The organism is Acinetobacter sp. B51(2017) (assembly GCF_003711395.1).
In the GTDB taxonomy this organism is placed as follows: Bacteria; Pseudomonadota; Gammaproteobacteria; order Pseudomonadales; family Moraxellaceae; genus Acinetobacter.
This window is the reverse complement of record NZ_PJRJ01000027.1, coordinates 19,597-38,943: the sequence shown is the minus strand read 5'-3', so window position 1 is coordinate 38,943 and position 19,347 is coordinate 19,597. Positions and strand designations below refer to the sequence as shown.

Annotated in this window: 21 protein-coding genes and 1 tRNA gene; 12 read left to right on the top strand and 10 right to left on the bottom strand. The window is 40.7% G+C overall.

From position 1 onward, the window contains the following. Positions 1–234: 234 nt before the first annotated feature. The 6 genes from CYK47_RS12065 to glyA form a co-directional block, all read right to left on the bottom strand. On the bottom strand, positions 235–1,152 hold the full coding sequence (locus CYK47_RS12065; protein WP_252150279.1) for a hypothetical protein: 918 nt from the start codon (positions 1,150–1,152) through the stop codon (positions 235–237). 1 nt (position 1,153) lies between these two features. Further along, entirely contained in the window at positions 1,154–2,287 is a 1,134-nt protein-coding gene (locus CYK47_RS12060) for a toxic anion resistance protein (protein ID WP_122902099.1), read from the bottom strand. Positions 2,288–2,289: 2 nt separating this feature from the next. Further along, positions 2,290–3,093 carry a tellurium resistance protein gene (locus tag CYK47_RS12055; RefSeq protein ID WP_122902098.1) on the bottom strand — a complete coding sequence of 268 codons (804 nt, stop codon included), beginning with the start codon at positions 3,091–3,093 and terminating at the stop codon, positions 2,290–2,292. Positions 3,094–4,220: 1,127 nt separating this feature from the next. Next, on the bottom strand, positions 4,221–4,406 hold the full coding sequence (locus tag CYK47_RS12050) for a hypothetical protein (RefSeq protein WP_122902097.1): 186 nt from the start codon (positions 4,404–4,406) through the stop codon (positions 4,221–4,223). Positions 4,407–4,762: 356 nt separating this feature from the next. Beyond that, positions 4,763–5,170: a nucleoside diphosphate kinase regulator gene (rnk, locus tag CYK47_RS12045; RefSeq protein WP_122902096.1), complete on the bottom strand. Its 408-nt coding sequence runs from the start codon at positions 5,168–5,170 to the stop codon at positions 4,763–4,765. A 111-nt stretch (positions 5,171–5,281) separates the two neighbouring features. After that, complete coding sequence (glyA, locus tag CYK47_RS12040) at positions 5,282–6,535, bottom strand: serine hydroxymethyltransferase (protein WP_122902095.1); 1,254 nt, start codon at positions 6,533–6,535, stop codon at positions 5,282–5,284. A gap of 236 nt (positions 6,536–6,771) precedes the next feature. Between glyA and CYK47_RS12035 the strand changes: the two genes are divergently transcribed. The 3 genes from CYK47_RS12035 (at position 6,772) to CYK47_RS12025 (ending at position 8,564) form a co-directional block, all read left to right on the top strand. Further along, positions 6,772–7,206 (top strand): hypothetical protein, encoded by a 435-nt coding sequence (locus CYK47_RS12035; protein WP_122902094.1) that lies wholly within the window; start codon positions 6,772–6,774, stop codon positions 7,204–7,206. Between the two features lie 66 nt (positions 7,207–7,272). Beyond that, positions 7,273–7,971: a putative quorum-sensing-regulated virulence factor gene (locus tag CYK47_RS12030; protein ID WP_122902092.1), complete on the top strand. Its 699-nt coding sequence runs from the start codon at positions 7,273–7,275 to the stop codon at positions 7,969–7,971. Between the two features lie 242 nt (positions 7,972–8,213). Continuing rightward, entirely contained in the window at positions 8,214–8,564 is a 351-nt protein-coding gene (locus CYK47_RS12025; protein WP_122902101.1) for a hypothetical protein, read from the top strand. Between the two features lie 35 nt (positions 8,565–8,599). On the opposite strand, the gene CYK47_RS12020 is transcribed toward CYK47_RS12025, so the two are convergent. After that, positions 8,600–8,830 carry a hypothetical protein gene (locus CYK47_RS12020; RefSeq protein ID WP_122902090.1) on the bottom strand — a complete coding sequence of 77 codons (231 nt, stop codon included), beginning with the start codon at positions 8,828–8,830 and terminating at the stop codon, positions 8,600–8,602. A 420-nt stretch (positions 8,831–9,250) separates the two neighbouring features. Further along, positions 9,251–9,327, bottom strand: a tRNA-Arg gene (locus CYK47_RS12015). A 199-nt stretch (positions 9,328–9,526) separates the two neighbouring features. Between CYK47_RS12015 and CYK47_RS12010 the strand changes: the two genes are divergently transcribed. The 8 genes from CYK47_RS12010 (at position 9,527) to CYK47_RS11970 (ending at position 16,345) form a co-directional block, all read left to right on the top strand. Continuing rightward, on the top strand, positions 9,527–10,462 hold the full coding sequence (locus CYK47_RS12010) for an ABC transporter ATP-binding protein (protein WP_122902100.1): 936 nt from the start codon (positions 9,527–9,529) through the stop codon (positions 10,460–10,462). Then, positions 10,459–11,232, top strand: coding sequence for an ABC transporter permease (locus CYK47_RS12005; protein WP_122902088.1), 774 nt, complete (start codon positions 10,459–10,461; stop codon positions 11,230–11,232). Before CYK47_RS12010 ends, CYK47_RS12005 begins: the two co-directional genes overlap by 4 nt. Beyond that, entirely contained in the window at positions 11,232–12,044 is an 813-nt protein-coding gene (queF, locus tag CYK47_RS12000) for an NADPH-dependent 7-cyano-7-deazaguanine reductase QueF (protein ID WP_122902086.1), read from the top strand. The genes CYK47_RS12005 and queF overlap by 1 nt, the downstream gene beginning before the upstream one ends. A gap of 54 nt (positions 12,045–12,098) precedes the next feature. Then, entirely contained in the window at positions 12,099–12,686 is a 588-nt protein-coding gene (locus tag CYK47_RS11995) for a hypothetical protein (protein WP_252150278.1), read from the top strand. Between the two features lie 329 nt (positions 12,687–13,015). Further along, positions 13,016–14,023, top strand: coding sequence for a lytic murein transglycosylase B (gene mltB / locus CYK47_RS11990; RefSeq protein WP_122902082.1), 1,008 nt, complete (start codon positions 13,016–13,018; stop codon positions 14,021–14,023). 272 nt (positions 14,024–14,295) lie between these two features. Beyond that, positions 14,296–14,907: a septal ring lytic transglycosylase RlpA family protein gene (locus tag CYK47_RS11980; RefSeq protein ID WP_122902078.1), complete on the top strand. Its 612-nt coding sequence runs from the start codon at positions 14,296–14,298 to the stop codon at positions 14,905–14,907. A gap of 104 nt (positions 14,908–15,011) precedes the next feature. After that, entirely contained in the window at positions 15,012–15,467 is a 456-nt protein-coding gene (locus tag CYK47_RS11975) for an Mpo1 family 2-hydroxy fatty acid dioxygenase (protein WP_122902076.1), read from the top strand. A 212-nt stretch (positions 15,468–15,679) separates the two neighbouring features. Next, entirely contained in the window at positions 15,680–16,345 is a 666-nt protein-coding gene (locus CYK47_RS11970) for a hypothetical protein (protein ID WP_122902074.1), read from the top strand. Positions 16,346–16,406: 61 nt separating this feature from the next. Here the strand turns inward: CYK47_RS11970 and tsf are convergent, their stop codons facing one another. Both tsf and rpsB read right to left on the bottom strand, forming a co-directional pair. After that, entirely contained in the window at positions 16,407–17,288 is an 882-nt protein-coding gene (tsf, locus tag CYK47_RS11965) for a translation elongation factor Ts (RefSeq protein ID WP_122902072.1), read from the bottom strand. Between the two features lie 144 nt (positions 17,289–17,432). After that, positions 17,433–18,182 (bottom strand): 30S ribosomal protein S2, encoded by a 750-nt coding sequence (rpsB, locus tag CYK47_RS11960; RefSeq protein WP_122902070.1) that lies wholly within the window; start codon positions 18,180–18,182, stop codon positions 17,433–17,435. 209 nt (positions 18,183–18,391) lie between these two features. Here rpsB and map point away from each other — a divergent pair, with 209 nt between their 5' ends. Further along, positions 18,392–19,216: a type I methionyl aminopeptidase gene (gene map, locus CYK47_RS11955; protein WP_122902068.1), complete on the top strand. Its 825-nt coding sequence runs from the start codon at positions 18,392–18,394 to the stop codon at positions 19,214–19,216. Positions 19,217–19,347 lie beyond the last annotated feature (131 nt).

Below are 19,347 nucleotides of genomic sequence, written 5' to 3'. Positions count from 1 at the left end.
GTTGATTTATCTGAATCATCTAGGGCTGCAACCAATTCAATTGGGCCTTCTAGGCGTTCTAATAAAGCTTTTAATTGCGCTTGTGTATTTTGATCTAACATTGCTAACGTCTCCAAAGGAGTAAATAAGTTGTTAAAGCCATAATAGAAAAAAACACACAAAAGGTAAAACAGTTAGTTTTTATTATTTTAATCGTTTTTACAAATAAAAGCCCACCTTTAATAGGCTTTGGGCTTAATTTTCAATACGTTGCTGAATGTACTGACCACGTCTGGCAAAATATTGACTCAACAACCAAAACAATAAGCTTAAGACCATGCACACACCACCTAAAATCTTTAAGGCATAAGCGAACTGTTGATGAGCCACTTGCATCTTTTCGACTTGGCTGGCTAAGGCTTGGGTGCTCGGGGTAACACTTTTTGCATACAGCTGCTGTTGCATAGTCCATAATTGCTCCGCCTTAAAGCCATAGTGCTTAAATTGTGGATCATCTCGCTCAGCTTGAACTAAATGTGCCACATACGGTTCGGCAGCCGCTCGATCCACAGGCTGATGTAATAACGCGGTTTGTGCCAATAGATACGCTTGTACACTGGCTGGCGTTTGGCTCGCCTGTAATTGTTGATAGATCACGCTATCACCGATGTGCTGTGAATACTGCGTAAGCATACTATATGCTTGCTCTTCATGATCATTTACATCATATTGCACATAGGTTAGACCCGACCACAGCACGATAAACCCGATCAGCCATGCCACAAATTTCAGTATAAAGGACTGAAATCGAACATAAAAAAAACGGATTTTTTTAAGTAGATGCACAATAAAAAATGCACCTATAAATGCCACACACACTTTTAAGATTAACCAACCAAACCAGCTAAGCAAAGAGATAAAATAATCTTGCTCTTGCCCCATCAGCGCCAATTGCTGTGCAGTTACGGGAATGTGTAACTGTTCTACTTCAGCAGTTAGTCCAAAATAACCTGCCACCAAATCTTGCTGTAGAAATCCAGCAAGTAAGGTCACGATCAATACACTACTGCTGGCTAAAAACAAGTATAGAAAATTGCGCTGACGCTTTTTTAACAGCTTTAAGCCCGTATGTACTTCGCTTTCTGGCATCAGCCCATGGGCAAATTTGCTCAAATTAGGACTCCTTCTGTGCTTTATGCTCAAGCTGCGGACTCGATTCACGCACCAAATGATCTAAATCCTGCTGTAACTGGCGTAAGCGTGTACTGGCTTCAGCACGTTTTTGCATACCTTGTTTTTGAATTTCAATCACATCATTCACGGTTTTAATCAAAGTGTTTTGCACATGCTCTAAGGTTTCTACATCAATCACCGAACGCTGATTGGCACGAGCCGTATCCACTGAGTTTTGATGTAACAGTTCGGCATTACGGCGTAACAATTCATTGGTGGCATCATCAATGGCATTGGCCAATTGCACACTGTTTTTTTGCTCATTAAGGGAAATAGCTAAGCTAATTTGATTTTTCCAAGCTGGTAAAGTAATGTTTTTAATCGCATAAAACTTATCCACCAACATCAAATTATTAGATTGAATAATCCGAATCATGGGCAGGGTTTGCATCGCAGACTGCTGTAATATCTGCAAGTCACTGACACGTTTTTCTAAATTATTCGCTACATGATTAAGATCATAAATCTGTTGGGTGGTATTGGGGTCAGAGGGTTGACTGGTCAGCGTGGCAATTTGCTGTTGCAGCTCTTGTTGTTTGAGTTGCCCTGCCGCGATATATATACCAAGTTGTTTATATTCATCCTGCACGCCATTAAACATATGATCTAAAGTGGCAACACGCTGCTGTAAACCACCTTGTGAAGTTTCAATCTCACGTACTAAAGTATCAATCTGCGCTTTGGTATGGTTAAAGTTCTGATCAAAGCTTTGTTTAGCGCCTTTAATTTTATTGAATAATCCACCTAAAAAGCCGGTGGTTTTTTTAGGATTAACAATGCTATTGGTATTTAGCTGCTGCGCAACTTGTACCACCTGATTGAGTTTTTGCCCTGTTTCATCTAAATCTTTATTTTGCACGAGGCTGAGGAGCTCATCTGTGTAAGTCGCGGTTTGATTCGCAATATTTTTGCCATATTCTGCAACGCTATGTTGATCAAGCTGATTTAATTCCGCTCGTGCCTGCAATACAGCCTCAAAATCACTGTCTTTTAGACCAAGCTCGGTTAAATTTAAGCGCTGAAAATCCTGTTCGGTCGCGGTTACACTGCTAGGTTTCAGTTGAGAATCCGTCATATTTACCTCGAATGGGAAGATTGGGAGGCATGTTCCAAAGCATGCTTTAAGGTATTAATCAGGCTGTTACGGCTGGCATCAAGGGCTTGGCTACTTTCTGTAACATATTGATTTTGGCTTTGTTGTAAATGATATTGCCACGCAGGTAATAAAACCTGCTCAGCTTCTTTAAAGCGATCTCGCAAACTTAACGCCAATTGTTGGCTTAAATACATTTGCTGCATGGCAATGTCATTGCTGCTTTGCAGCGTTTCTAAGCTATTTATTTTTTTAGATAAACGCTGCGAAAATTGATCTAGCGGATGCTGCTGTTGGATAAAGTCTGGATATTCTGTTAAAAATTCACGCGCTGCGACAATATATTTAGCCATTTGCTCACGTAAGCCGATTAACTGGCGATAACGCGCTTCAGATTTTTGAATTTCAAGCGCCAGTTGTTGACTCAAGCGATGACTGCGTGCCAATAAACGCTCTAAATTTTTATAATAGGCAATTTGTTGCGAGGCATAATCTAAATCACTGCCTAACCAACGTTGTAAGCGATTAAAACGCTTTGTTTGCATATATTTTTTAGATTGATTGAGTGCTTGAATCAACTGTTGAATGCTCTGGCTTAAATCTTGGCTGAGTTTAGGATCAATCGCATTTAACAAAACCGCTTGCGCTTGCACCAAACGTTCGGCATAACGGTTAAGTTCTGCATGATTTTGCAACATCGGCACCAATTCATGCCGCTTAATCGCTAAAATTTCTTGCTGGTCTAGCTCAATTTCTGCCAACGGAGTCAATTGCTGTAAATATGCCATATCAAGCTCGCTCCCAAACACTACCCTTTGATACTACGTGGTTTATATTGCGTTTTATGTTGCATTTTGCAATTTTTACAAACGCGCCAAGTGCTGCAAAGCCTCAACGGCTAAAATCTTCACTTAAAGATAACGCCACCCGATGAAGCCAAGCTGAAGAAATTCACGTAAATGGCTATGTAGCGTTTGCTGTAACACCTGTCATAAATCAACACATTGTTGCTGGCTCATGTTAATGAGCAGCTCCTTGGTCGCTGACTGCCCGATTAAACTGAAAAAATGATAGGCAATGCGTTGCTACCATACAGTAATGCTATGCCTTTGTACTGTAAACGCTTACTCAAGCATTGAAAAAAGCGTCCTTAAATCAATGATTGTGCTGTAGCTGTGATAAAAATAGCGCTTGTGGAATGTGTAAAAACTGCCCTCAACTCAAGCTAAAATAGTCATGCTGTAAGGCTATGTTTTCTAAACACGCCAACACATTGAATAGTTGAACACTTCAATATATTCAGATTGCTTGGCTAAGATTAAAAATTGTTCAGGCATATGCTAACCAAGTCAGAGCTGTTTACCACAGTAAGACCAATCTAAATAGTGTAAAGTTTGATACTGTAGGCAGTGCAGTTTGATCTGATATTGACGCATAGCTCAATAAAAAAGACCCAATATGCATATAACTGTGTGGTTCGTGCAGCAAAACCATTGTTTTTGCTAAATTCAGCCACTTTGCTGCTGTGCTTTAAGAGAATCTTTTATAAATCTTACTGCCTTGTGCACGTAAATCAGAAATATCCTAATTGGCCAAATATTTTAATACCACACTTGGACGACCATCTCTCCAACTGGGACATTAGCGGCTAAGGTTACTCGCGTGGCAATTCGTAATGCATCGCCACAGTCATTAATGGCAATGTTTAAGACATACCCAAGCATTAGGCTTTTTTCGCCCGTTTCAGGATGCTCTGTTTCAATCTCTACTGCTGTAGTAAAGAGCTGACGTACTCACTATTTTGTGTATAAACTCGCCCCATATAATCATAGTCGTGGCTATGCACAGCATCTAAGCGATTTGCCAACACTTTTAATGGTACAGGCAAATATGCATAGGCGGCTACTTTATTGGCTTACACAGTATCTCGCCCTGCGTGCAGGGCAACCATATTGTCTAAAATTGTGACTTTAGGATCATTGGCTAACAAGCTAAAATCGCTGTGCCAAAAATCCGCACGTCCATCACGCAAGTCAATCGCTAAAGTATCTGCTGCCGCATGCTTGAATGGCACATTTGGATGATTAGAGGAGTCGCCCAACAAAGCTGCAAAACGTTCTTACTCGAACTCAGTTAAATGTTGCTACCCTCGAATAAAAATCACTTTATATGTTAATCAAGCCTAATTTAACTCTGTAATCAGTAGGGGCTTAAGTCCGTGCCTAAAGGTAGATCAGAAATTTCTGCTCCAATACGTCCGCTGACTAGACCAAGACTGATTCGTGGCAGGTTGCTGCTATTGGCTCACGCCGCTGTGCTACATCTAGTTGTAAAGTTATGCGCTTCAATATCTGCTTGTCTGAAGCCATTTATAACTTCTGTCAAAAATTTGACCAAGCTTGCAGGAATAAACGCTCATCTTTACAACTCAATTGCAGGAGCCCTAGCAACAGCAACTTATAAAAAATTACCTTCACGTTCAGGTTGGAATAGCACTTTTTCAATCTTGACTTGCATCATATGGCCATCGGGTTGCGGCCATTGAATGGTTTGCCCTTCGCTTAGACCCAAAATGGCAGCGCCAATAGGTGCAATCACGTTGACTTGATTTTTTTCACCTTTAAAGTCATGAGGATAAACCAAAACTACTTCTGTTGGTTCTGGCGCATCACCAATGGTAATTAAAACGCGTGCATTCATACTGACCACATTGGCAGGCACTTGCTGCGGAGCAACCACTGTCGCACGCGCTAATTCATCTTCTAAATGCTGCATGGTTGGGCTAAGTTGCTGCTGATGTTCCAACATGGTCTCAAGACGGTTAAGGTCTTGCTCAGAAATAATAATTTGGGGTTTATTACTCATATTTTGTTCTCGATTACGCTTTGCTTCAGTTATAGCAGAAAAGTGACAAGATGTGCTTTTCTCGTGACCATAAAAAAAGCCCCCTTGAGGGGGCTTTTCTCAAGTTTAAACTTATTTAGCGTAAACAGGGAATTTAGCGCAAACAGTTTCAACTTTCGCTTTAACAGCGTTAATTACAGCTTCGTCGCCTTTGGCATCTAAGATGTCAGCGATCCAACCCGCAAGTTCACGTACTTCAGCTTCGCCAAAACCACGAGTCGTTACTGCTGGTGTACCAATACGGATACCAGAGGTTACAAATGGAGAACGTGGATCGTTTGGTACAGAGTTTTTGTTCACAGTGATGTGAGCTGCACCTAACCAAGCATCTGCTTCTTTACCTGTAATGTCTTGTTTAATTAAAGACAATAGGAACAAGTGATTTTCAGTACCACCAGACACAACGTCATAGCCGCGTTCAATAAGAACTTCAGCCATAGCCTTAGCATTCACCACAACTTGTTTTTGGTATTCTTTATATTCAGGTGCCATCGCTTCTTTAAAGCAGATTGCTTTCGCTGCTACAGCGTGAACAAGTGGACCACCTTGGTTACCTGGGAATACTGCAGATTGAAGTTTTTTCTCAATCTCTTCGTTGGCTTTCGCAAGGATTAAACCTGAACGTGGGCCACGCAGTGTTTTGTGTGTTGTTGTGGTGGTGACGTCAGCAATTTGTACTGGGCTTGGGTAAACGCCAGCTGCAACTAAACCTGCAACGTGTGCCATATCAACAAATAGGTAAGCACCTACTTTGTCTGCGATTTCACGAAAACGGTTCCAGTCAACAATTTGGCTGTACGCAGAGAAACCAGCAACGATCATTTTTGGCTTGTGCTCAAGCGCTAAACGTTCAACTTCTTCGTAGTCGATCTCACCTGTTTCTGGGTTTAGACCATATTGAACAGCGTTATACGTTTTACCAGAGAAGCTTACTTTAGCACCGTGCGTCAAGTGACCACCGTGCGCTAAGCTCATACCTAAAACGGTATCGCCTGGGTTTAAAAGCGCTAAGTAAACTGCAGAGTTTGCTTGTGAACCTGCGTGTGGCTGAACGTTAGCATAGTCAGCACCAAAGAGTTCTTTAGCACGGTCAATTGCCAATTGTTCAATGACATCTACATATTCGCAGCCGCCGTAGTAGCGTTTGCCTGGGTAGCCTTCAGCGTATTTGTTTGTAAGTTTTGAGCCTTGCGCTTCCATTACTGCTTTAGAGCAGTAGTTTTCAGAAGCGATTAACTCAATGTGCGCTTCTTGGCGAGCATCTTCGTTAGAGATTGCTTGAGCTAATTCTGGGTCAAATTCAGCAATAGAGATATTGGCAAACATTAGCGAGGTCCTATTAAATTAGGGCTTTTAAGCCGTGCTAAGATTGGCGCGTATTGTAGCATGAAGTTTTTAAATTTAGCGCAGCTAGTTGGCCGAGTTTTACATAAAATTTGGCCTTTTTGGTTAAAAAAAATCATGACTTTAGTAAAATCAACTTATTGAAAAGGCTTTAGAGATTTTCAATATTACGACAATCGCATATTTTTTAACTCAAAGCCAAATATCCAAGGTGCCAAATGCTTGCCTTTCTATGTTTAATTCTAGGTGTTATCTTAGGCTATTTTTTAAGAGGTCGCCCAAAAAGCAGCGCCTCACCACCACGGCGCAGCATGTCCACCACGCAGCAACAACGCCTCTATCTAAAAGCCTTACATCAAAAAGACAGTGATCGTATTCGTGAGCTAAATTTACTCTCAGCCAATCAAAGCGTGTTTTTACGTTTACTCAAACAGACCTTTCCAGAATATGAAATTGCCATTAAACAACAGCGCTTTTTATTGCTCGATCCAGATCACATGCCCATCGCGATTTTTGAATACCGTGATGGCATTCATCCTATTAAATTAGTTGATATTGAAGATGGCATTGCCTTACATTTATATAAAGGGATTTTATCCAGCGAAGCGCTTAAACAAGATGCAGCAGCGTTAAAAGTAAAAATTCAGCCTTAAAAAGCCTTTATTGTTCAAAGCGTATCAGGTAGATTGCCCTTTTAGCCCATTGCCTTAGGATCGCACATGCACGCCATTATTCTCGATACCGAAACCCATACCTTAAATGGACAACCGATTGAGATTGCTTATGCACCTATCACACTTGATCAAGGTCAATTGAGTCTAGATAAAAGTCAAATTTTTGACCAACTCTACAGCGTTGATGAACCGATTTCCTATGCAGCCATGGCGGTACATCATATTTTAGAAACTGATTTAACAGGTCAGCCGCATTATTCAAGCTTCTGCTTGCCTGAAGATACAGTATATATGCTTGGGCATAATATTGATTATGACCTACGTGCCATTGAAAAATGTGGTGTAAATACTTCACACATTAAAGCCATTTGTACGCTTGCCCTCGCACGTCGTGTTTGGCCTGATGCCGAAGCACATAATATTTCTGCACTGATTTACATGATCAGTAAAGGCAGTGAAAAAGCACGCGAAATGATTAAAAAAGCGCATCGTGCTGATATGGATATTATTTTAACTGCCAACATTTTGAATCAGATCATTCAGCAGCTTAATATTCAAAGCTTAGAAGAACTTTATAGCGTGTCTGAAGATGCGCGCATTCCACGCAGCTTAAATTTTGGTAAGCATAAAGGTACAGCTCTACAAGATTTACCAAGCGATTATGTACAATGGCTGTTGCGTCAAAATGACCTAGACCCTTACTTACGTAAAGCTTTAGAAAAGCAAAATATTCAAACCCTGTAAATGCATTTGGGCAAGGACATCGCCTTGCCTTTATTATATTCTTTTTATGTTAATTCATTTATTTTTCCTATTAAGCATCAAAAACACATAAAACCAAATAATTGATATTTAATATAAAAATTCAAAAAAACTTCGTGTATTTATGACTTATAGTCAATTCAATCCTAGCGCCTACCACTTTAGTGCATAGCCTAAAGGTCAGCATTTTGCATATAGTCATGCTTTTCTTTGGGCAAAATCTTATGCGCAATTATCTCATCTTTGATGCTTTTGATAATCCAATGCATTTAAGTAAAGTGGGCAATTGGGTCATTACCTTTTTAAGCCCAAAAGAACAACTCCAACACATTGAACTAGCCATCACTTATGTTTTGCCACGCCACATTAGCGCAAGCTTACAACCGCGTCGCGTGATTATTCATAGCCATGGTAATCGTGAGCAATGGCTGGTCAGTCATATCGAATGTTATGACAGCAGCAGCTTACAAGAAGTTTCGCTTCATAGTGAAGATCCGATTGCGCAGCAAGCCCTGCAACAGATTATTCACGAATTTGCCAAATATGATGTCAATGTGCAACTGATGCAAATCTAGCCCTTTAAGTCCACCTGACTGGGCTTTTTTATCACCTATTCTTTGGGTAGATCGACTACATCTACAATACGGTAAATACGTGGCGATACATCACTACTAAATAATAACTCAATACTCGGTAACAATAACTCGTTACCAATAACAATATGCTCTACATGCCACGCAACACTGTCTGCATAACAAGGCACAGGTATCATCTTTAAAAAAGCGCTGGCCAAATGGTGTTGATCAAATTGATCTTGCAGAGTAATTTGTAGCATAGGCATTCGTCATGCTCCCAAAATATATGATTTGGATAACGCGCAACAACATAAAGAGCTAGGTCAGTTTTATTATAAATATGTGCCTCACTGCAACTTACACATATTAAAAAAGCCCGCAGAGCGGGCTCTATATTGGAAGGCTAGTGCTGATTTATTGTCTAGTCACATACCTAAAGTATGCACTTGAGACTCAACGAGCTGTCATTGATCCGTCCAACTCAGAAGTAGCGTCTTAACGACCTACTGTAGTTTCACTATAAAATTGAAATTTCTTCGTGGCAAGAGCACTTAACATTTAGGCAAATGTTGCCATACAAATTTTAAATTGAATTTTAAATGCAAGTATGAGTAAGTGCGAATTGTGATCAGATATAGGCTGTAAAGTCGAGACACACGTTTTGAAGAATAAAGATAAAGAAGAAGTGGTGCGCTTGGCGGGGATCGAACCCACGGCCTCAGGCTTCGGAAACCTGCACTCTATCCAACTGAGCTACAAGCGCGCGTGCACATCATAGCAAAAAAAAACATAAGGTAAAGCAACTCTCTCAATATTCTTGCTTTTTCTCACTATGCTTTCTGGTTTTCTGCTTATGCTTTAAACAATGTTCTGTATTTGCAATGCTAAATTCTGTTGCGGGTGCTTGGTTTCATGGTTCTTATCGCTCACAATACGCACATTATTTCGTATATGAGAATTTCATGACTGATGCTTTGACGTTAAGAGACTTGTCAAAAACCTATCGCAATGGTTTTCAAGCGTTAAAAGGGATTAATCTTGATGTGCCTGAAGGTGAATTTTATGCACTCCTTGGCCCCAATGGTGCAGGCAAATCAACGACCATCAGTATTATTAGTTCCTTAACCCAAAAAACCAGCGGTGTGGTTGAAATTTTTGGGCATAATCTAGACACCCACCCTTCACATGCCAAGCAAAACCTAGGCGTTGTACCGCAAGAATTTAACTTTGGTCATTTTGAAAAAACCTTTGATATTCTAGTCACCCAAGCAGGTTATTACGGCATTGCTAAAAAGCTAGCCGAACAACGTGCCGAAATGTACTTAGAAAAACTAGGTCTTTGGGAAAAGCGTCACACCCAAGCACGTATGCTCTCAGGTGGTATGAAACGACGTTTAATGATTGCGCGTGCCATGATGCATCAGCCCAAGCTGCTTATCTTAGATGAACCAACAGCTGGGGTAGATATCGAGCTGCGTCGTTCGATGTGGGATTTTTTAAATGAAGCCAATAGCCAAGGTACATCTATTATTTTAACTACCCACTATTTAGAAGAAGCAGAAATGCTGTGCCGTCGTATTGCGATTATTGACCGTGGTGTGATCAAAGAAGACACCAGCATGAAAAGCTTTTTAAATCAGCTCAATGAAGAATCGTTTATTTTTGATTTAGCTGAGCCGATTAGCGCACCAAAAATTGACATTATTGGCGTGCGTTTTAATCTCATTGATCCTATGACTTTAGAAGTAACTTTAGACAAAGCCCATAGCATGAATGACTTATTTGCGTTGTTACAAGCCCAAGCGATTCAAGTACGTAGTATGCGTAATAAATCTAATCGCCTCGAAGAACTGTTTGTGAAAATGGTGGAAAAAAATCTCGCTGAGGATGCACAATGAACTTTAACCAACTCAGTATCGCTTTCTTCACCTTATTAAGAAAAGAAATACGCCGTTTTATGCGTATTTGGCCGCAAACATTACTGCCACCAGCCATTACCATGAGTCTATACTTTGTGATCTTTGGTAACTTGGTCGGTTCACGTATTGGCGATATGGGCGGCTTTAGCTATATGCAGTTTATTGTGCCCGGCTTAATTATGATGGCAGTGATTACTAACAGCTACGCCAATGTCTCTTCAAGTTTCTTTAGTGCTAAATTCCAAAAAAGCATTGAAGAGTTGATCATGAGTCCTATTCCTTTACATCTCATTTTATGGGGTTATGTCTTAGGCGGGGTATGTCGTGGTTTATTGGTGGCGGTGATTGTGACTGCAATGAGCTTGTTCTTTACCGACCTTTATATTAGCAATTGGTTTGTGACCATTTATACGGTGTTAATTACATCGTTATTATTTGCATTAGGTGGCTTTATTAATGCAGTATATGCCAAATCATTTGATGATATTTCGATTATCCCAACCTTTGTACTCACCCCTTTAACCTATTTAGGCGGTGTGTTTTACGCCATCAGTGCGCTCAGTCCATTTTGGCAAAATTTATCCTTAATTAACCCTGTTGTATATATGGTCAATGCCTTCCGTTTTGGCATTTTAGGGCATAGCGATGTCAACGTGAGTATTTCGCTGACTGTGATTACCTTATGCTGCGCAGGCCTATATGCAACAGCTTACTATTTACTTTCTCGTGGTTCAGGAATGCGTGAATAATGAGTGTAGAACAATCTCTCTTGGGTAAAGACACCAATTACCCAACCCAATATCAACCTGATATTTTATTTCCAATCTCGCGTGAAACTGCGCGTGAAGCCTATCGCCATGTACAAGGCATTCGTCAAGGTCAAGATTGGTGGCATGTATTTGAAATTTCTTGGTTAAATTCAAATGGTATCCCGCAAGTGGCGATTGGTCGTTTAAGCCTACCTGCCACCTCCCCTAACCTGATTGAGTCAAAATCGTTAAAACTGTACTTTAATAGTATGAACTTCACGACTTTTGCATCAAAAGCTGACTTTAAAGCCACGGTAGAAAAAGACTTATCTCATGCGGCAGGTGCACCCATCCGCATGGATCTATTTCAGGTCGATGAATTAGAGATTACCAAACCCCAAGGGATTTGTATTGATGATCAGCAACCAACCCGTTTAGAACAACACCCTGATGCATCACTGTTGGCTTTAGCCACGGATGCCGAAGAGGTTGAAATGCAGCTATATTCGCATTTACTACGTAGTAATTGTCCTGTAACTGGTCAGCCTGACTGGGGTACGGTGTTTATTCGCTACCAAGGCAAAAAAATCTGCTCTGCCAGTTTATTGGCGTATATTATTTCTTATCGTCAGCATAATGGCTTCCATGAGCAATGTGTGGAGCAAATTTATGCTGACATTTGGCAAAATCTAAACCCAAATAAGTTAATGGTCTATGCAACCTATACCCGTCGTGGTGGTTTAGACATCAATCCATGCCGTGTTTCTGATCAAGATTGGTTGGTTGAACCCATTCGTTTAGCACGTCAATAAATTGGCTTTCGTCCTTCTCCTGAATTACTTAAGCTGATGCAATATGGCTTAAGAGTGAAAAATTCAGGTGAGGCGCTCGCCCCAATTCGTAACGAGATCGCGCTAAAAGTGAATGAGGAAATCCTAACAGCTTTAGTCAATGATTTAGTCTCACAGTTTCCAAATCCTGCTCGCAGCGAGACGGCTTTAAAACTGGCGCAGTATGTCAAAGCGAGCGTGGTGGTATTGCTTAAACCACTGTTGGATGATAGCCCAAATAAAGTCGCAAAAGCTTCAATTGAATTTTATGGTAAAAGTCTATTTAAAGCCGCTGATGGTCAGTATCACGTTGGTTTCGCTTTAGATCCACGTCTTTATACCAATTTGCAGCATAGCTTTACACAAATTCAAGCAGGTGAATCCATCAATCAAGAGGCTTTAGCTGAAAACTATAAGCAACTTGCTGAAGCGATTGTGGCGCATTTTTTAACAGCCTTTAGCCACAGCCTTAATTTAGGTATGTTAAAAGCCAAAGCTGTAAATATTGGCATTAATCCTATCCTAAAAGCGATCTATATTAGCCTTGATAACATGATCCCAAGTTTTAATCGCCATGAATTAAAAATCTTGGCTGATGATCATGCCACGCTATTTCACTGTTAATTTAATCAACCAGCTACAGCTGGTTTTTATTGCCTGATTGACAAGAAATCCCTATTTCGCCCAGTAAACGCTCTATAAAATATGTCTTGGGTTGCACTTAAATTGACGCTCGCATATCGCTATAGCATTCTGATTTTTATTTAATTTTAAATCACGTACAATAGAGCAAGCCTAGCATCTCGCTAAGGTTTTGTAAGCTTTTGTATCGGTTTTTAGGCTGTCTATACCGTGTAATGCTATGTTACACCGATGCAATGAGCAGGCTTACCAACACTGGTGTTTGAATGATCTTGCGCTTCCTTTCCAGTAGTCAGTTTTTGGACTTTAACATGACGTTAAAACTTCGTTTCAATAAAAAATTACAAAGCTTAGCACTGATGGGTGCAGCGCTATCGCTCACCAGTTTCACCAGCCAAGCTAACGACTTTCAGTTGCATCCTGAATATGCCAGCTTTAAACAAAAAACCATGCAAAGTTATGGCTTAACTGCACAGCAAATTGATTGGGCCATGAATGGCAGTCGTAATCGCCCCAATATCATTGAAATTATGAATCGCCCAGGTGAAAGTAAGCCTTGGTATAGTTATAAAACCAATTTTCTAGCCGAAAGCACCATTGCTCGTGGAGTCCGCTTTAAACAGCAATATGCCGATACTTTAAATCGTGCAGAACAGCAGTTTGGTGTGCCCCAAAGTATTATTTTAGGCATTTTAGGGGTAGAGACCGGTTATGGTGCCAATAAAGGCAATCTCATGACCCGTGATGCACTGGCCACCTTGGCTTTTGGTTATCCACGTCGTGCTGCTTATTTCCAAGATGAATTGGGCGCTTTAATTGCCTTTAGTTATAAAGAAGGTGTGGCAACGCACTCTATTCAAGGCTCATATGCGGGTGCGATTGGGTATCCACAATTTATGCCAAGTAATATTCCCAAATTTGGTGTCGATTACGACGGTAATGGTCATATCGACTTACGTGACTCTGCGGTAGATGCTATTGGCTCAATCGCCAATTACTTAGCTCAGCACGGTTGGCAGCGCAATCAACCGATTGCTTTTGCTGCACGTTACAGCGGTAATACTCCAGATCAAGTGATTGCTAAAGATTTAACTCAGCCTACGCCCTATGGTGTGCTAAAAAAACACGGCATTGCCCCCCTTAACCCCTTGGTACGCATCGACAATTTAGACTTGGTCAATGTGATTCAATTACAGGAAAATTATGGCCCGAGCTACTATATTACCTACCCCAATTTCCAAGTCATTACCACCTATAACAAGAGCCGAATGTATGCCACGGCGGTATGGCAGTTAGGTACAGAAGTAGCAAGTCGCTGAGTCCATCTTTAATTCACAGTAAAAAAGTCAACATTTATTTTTAACATTTTGACTAAAAAAGCGGCTTTTTAAACACATTGTTACATTATTGTTTATTTTTTAATCATAAAAACCGCTTTTTTAGTAATTTTTCTCATTATTTTGGTATCAGCTCTAGACACTATACAGAGCGCATGAATATTATCCCTTCCGTCAAATGTAGTTGCAAACATCAATTTATCTGAAAATTTGCCCGCCTCTACACTGGCAATTTTTTGATAATAGGAGTCTTTATGCATTCATCGTTTAAATATATTTTAGCCCTAAGCAGTATCTTTGTCCTGAGTCAGTCACAGGCAGATATGGTACAATCGTCATCACTGAAACATGATCCAGACACCACTCGTTTAGCGGCGCGTGTATTAAATAAAGAAGCACAAAACTTCAATCAACATTTTTCTAATTTAAATAGCCTTTCAATCACTGAGCGTTCAGGTGACAATGTCCGTCGTCAAACCATCGCTGCTAAAATCGAAATTCCTGCTGAAGAGCCTTCAGTGATTGAAAAGTTAAATACCGTGGCATCCAATACGGTACGTAAGTTTAGCCAAACAGGTATGGCATCTTGGTATGGTCGTCAGTTCCATGGTCGTAAAACTGCCAGCGGTGAAACATTTGATATGAATGCTTTGACAGCGGCTCATCGTAGCTTGCCACTGAATTGCTATATTCGCGTAACCAATAAGAGCAATGGTAAGAGCGTGATTGTTAAGGTGAATGATCGTGGTCCATTCCATGGTAACCGTGTACTTGATCTTTCTTATGGTGCAGCCAAGCAACTGGGTATTACCAATGCCGGTGTAGGCAAAGTAAGTATTGAGCGCGTAGATGGTCCTAACTCTTAATGCTTGATGCTACATTTGACAAATCATACAAAAGCCACATTGAATGTGGCTTTTTTTATATAAAGCGACTGCTATATTTAGAGCAGTATCCACAGGAGGTGAATATGCGCCACTTACAAGATTGGTTGGACGAATATAATCAAAACCACCAACATCCGCTCAATAAAAAAATCCATTGGCTCTGTGTACCTAGCATCTATTTTGCCATCGTGGCGATTGTGGCACACTTTAGTTGGCTATTGGCCTGTGTGCTTTTAGTATTGAGCTTTATGTTTTATGCTCGTTTAGATATGCTTTTGGCTTGTGCCATGGCCATTCTTAATATAGTGTTACTTGCCCTCATTTATAGCCTACCTGTAGGCTTCGGTTTTTATCTCAGCATATTCATTTTGGCTTGGCTAGGACAATTTTATGGACATTCTATTGAGGGTAAAAAACCATCTTTCTTTAAAGACCTACAATTCTTACTGATTGGCCCAATTTGGTGCCTTGACAGTTTATTAGGTAAAGCTGGCTTTAAATGGAAAACACGGCAAAAATCGCAAATGGTGCGCATTTAAGATGGGTTATCGGTTTTCACATACAAATCTAGGTATTTAATAGGAAAATTTGAGCGGATTTTAGCTTTTTAAGCCTCAGCTAGCCTATATAGCTTTAAAGCGACCACTGCAGCAATTGGATCTTTAGTCAAGCCTGACTGTCGTCGCTTGCATGCTGATTTATTCAGCAAAATCTTCTATAGTAAAGACTGTCCTAGCTATCATTGTTGACCATGCACGAAAGTCAATTACTTCGCGATTTACTCATCTATATTTTTCCCAAACTTCAGCCTGATGATTTTCCAGCAATTGACCTTGAACAAAGTAGTCATGCTTGGTTTGAAGCATGGCTGAGTGAATACAGCATCGCGCAACAATATGTGATTGATTGTGAGTATCGTGATTGGGCCAATGCCTTTGATCTAAAATTAAATTTTTTATCGGTGCTGGAAAAACCAATTGAAATTGATCAAACTTTAGATGAAGTTTACGATTTTTTTGAGCGATTGCATGAAGAAGAACAAGCTTTTGCCGATTTTGTCGAACCCTCACCCGAACATAGCTCAGATCCTATCGATGAACTGCTGTTGATAGCCGAAGATAATGCTTTTGAATTAGAGCAAGTCGAGTCATTCTATTTTGAACCCAGTGATGATGTGCTAGAACTCACCGTGGTGATTGTAGAAAATTTACTGAATACGATTTTGCGCAATGGCTTTAATGTTATTGCAATTATGCAACCCCATAAGTTTCAGTTTATTTTAAGCCATGCGCCTGCCGCAGTTTTAGAAGATCTAACCCTGTTGCTTGAAGATGCATATTCGATTCCACAAGTGCGTTTATTTTTAAGGGCCGAATATAGCCATCATCAATTTGCGCATTTGGTGGGTAAATTATAAATAAGCATAAAAAAAGCCCCAAAATTTGGGGCTTTTTTTAACTTTTACCTAAAGGTAAAAATTATTGCGCAGCAGCAGCAGCTTGAGCAGCAGCAACTTCGTCAGCGAAGCTCATTTCTGCTTTCTTCTCAATACCTTCACCTACTTCGAAGCGAACGAATTGAGCAACTGTAGTACCAGTTGATTTAAGAATTTCTGCAACTTTCTTATCGTTGTCGATAACGTACATTTGGTTCTCAAGTACAACTTCGTTTAAGTACTTTTGAACTGAACCAGTTACCATTTTTTCAACGATGTTTGCAGGCTTACCAGATTCAATTGCTTTAGCTTCAGCAATTTCTTTCTCTTTTGCGATAAGCTCAGCAGATACGTCAGCTTCAGTTACAGCAACTGGGTTGAACGCAGCAACGTGCATTGCAATGCCTTTACCAGTTGCAGCATCACCTGCATAAGCAACAACAACACCGATTTTCAAACCGTGTTTGTAAACTGCAAGGTTGTCGCCTTCAACGATTGTTGCACGACGAACTTGGATGTTTTCACCGATTTTTTGAACAAGTGCAATACGCGCTTCTTCAACAGTTGAACCATCTTCAAGTTTAAGTTCAGCGATTTGAGCAGCTTCAGTTACGTTTGCAGCAAGCGCAGCAGCAGCAACTTTAGCAGAGAAACCAGCAAAGTTTTCGTCTTTAGCAACAAAGTCAGTTTGGCAGTTTACTTCTAAAAGAAGTGCTTTGTTGCCTTCTTGAGCAATTGTGATCGCGCCATCAGCAGCAATGTTACCTGCTTTTTTAGCAGCTTTTGCTTGACCTGATTTACGAAGGTTGTCAATTGCAAGCTCAACGTCGCCACCAGCTTCAGTTAACGCTTTTTTGCATTCCATCATTGCAAGACCAGTACGGTCACGCAATTCTTTTACCATGCTTGCAGTAATAGCAGTCATGTGAATCTCCTAAATTCGGTAGAAAATGTATTCTTGTTTGGAACAGAAACGGCCCAGAGGTGTCCTCATGGGCCGTCTGCATACATAACGCTTACTATGCCACCATCACATGTCGCAAAAATGACAAGCTTGCGTCAAAACGCATTAAGCCTCTGGAGCTTCTTTAACGTCTTCAGCTTTTGCTTGCGCATTTGCTTGAGTTTGAGCGTATTCTTTACCAGCAATAATCGCGTCAGCCATAGCAGAAGCATAAAGTGTTACTGCACGGATCGCATCGTCGTTACCCGGAATTACGTAGTCTACGTTGTCTGGGTTAGAGTTTGTATCAACGATACCAATTACAGGAATACCTAAGTTTTTAGCTTCTTTGATTGCAATCGCTTCGTGATCAACGTCGATTACGAATAATGCGTCAGGTAAACCACCCATGTTCTTAACGCCGCCTAAAGCACGTTCAAGTTTTTCCATCTCACGAGTACGCTCTAAAGCTTCACGTTTAGTAAGCTTAGCAAAAGTACCGTCAGTAGATTGAGTTTGAAGATCTTTTAAACGGTTGATAGATTGACGTAAAGTTTTCCAGTTCGTCAACATACCACCTAACCAACGGTGATCAACGTATGGTTGACCAGCGCGTTGCGCTTGTTCACGGATGATCGCAGAAGCAGCACGTTTAGTACCAACGAACAAAACTTTGTTCTTTTTGCTAGCCAAGTTGTTAGCAAAGTTCAACGCATCATTTAACGCAGGAACAGTGTGCTCAAGGTTGATGATGTGAATTTTGTTACGCGCGCCAAAGATGTAGTCGCGCATTTTTGGGTTCCAAAAACGTGTTTGGTGACCAAAGTGTGCGCCTGCTTGAAGAAGGTCGCGCATGCTTACGTTGTAATCTGCCATTTTCTTTTACCTTAAAGATTTGGGTTAGGCCTCCATATATCCGCATTCTCCACCCTAAAGGGCACCCAGAGAAATGTGTCGATATATGTGCGGATTTTAATGCCCCATCGCACAAAGCTCGTGAAAGATATTCACGAAAAAGCATTTGATAAAATGGGCGGCTATTTATACCATAGTCACATACAAATTTCCAAAAGTTTTTGAAGATCATGAACAGTACTTATGAAGCTCCACGTCGTTTAATCAAATCTGCTGAAGATATCGAAAAGATGCGTGTAGCAGGACGACTGGCAGCAGAAGTCTTGGATATGATCAAACCGCATATTGTTCCGGGTGTAACGACCTTAGAACTTGATACGATTTGTCATGATTATATCGTGAATAAACAAGACGCAATTCCTGCATGCTTAGGCTATGGTGCAGCGCCAGGTCGCCCTGCGTTCCAACATGTAATCTGTACCTCAGTGAACCATGTGGTGTGTCACGGTATTCCATCTGAAGCGAAAAAGCTCAAAAAAGGCGATATCTTAAATATTGATGTGACTGTGATTAAAGATGGTTTCCACGGCGATACCAACATGATGTATATCGTAGGTGAAGAAACCTCTATTTTAGCTAATCGTTTGTGTAAAGTGGCGCAAGAAGCCATGTACCGTGGTATGCAAGTGGTGAAACCAGGTGCCACAATGGGTGATATCGGTCACGCGATTCAACAATATGTAGAATCTGAGCGTTTTAGCGTTGTGCGTGAATACTGTGGTCATGGTATTGGCGAAGTGTTCCATGATGAACCACAAGTATTGCACTACGGTCAACCGAATACTGGCATGATTTTAGAAGAAGGCATGACCTTCACCATTGAACCCATGGTCAATGCGGGCGACTGGAAAACTAAATTATTAGGCGACAAATGGACAGTTGTGACCAAAGATCACAGCTTATCTGCGCAATACGAACATACGTTATTGGTAACAAAAACCGGTGTAGAAGTGCTCACTGCACGTCCTGAAGAGGATTTGTCACGCTTTAACTAAGCCTTGACGACACAGTAAAAGCCACCTACGGGTGGCTTTTTTTATAACTAAAAAGCATATCGCTTGCCAACTTAAAGTTATCGTTGCCTTATTTTGAATGGTTTACCATAAGCCGTACGCCATACATCGGA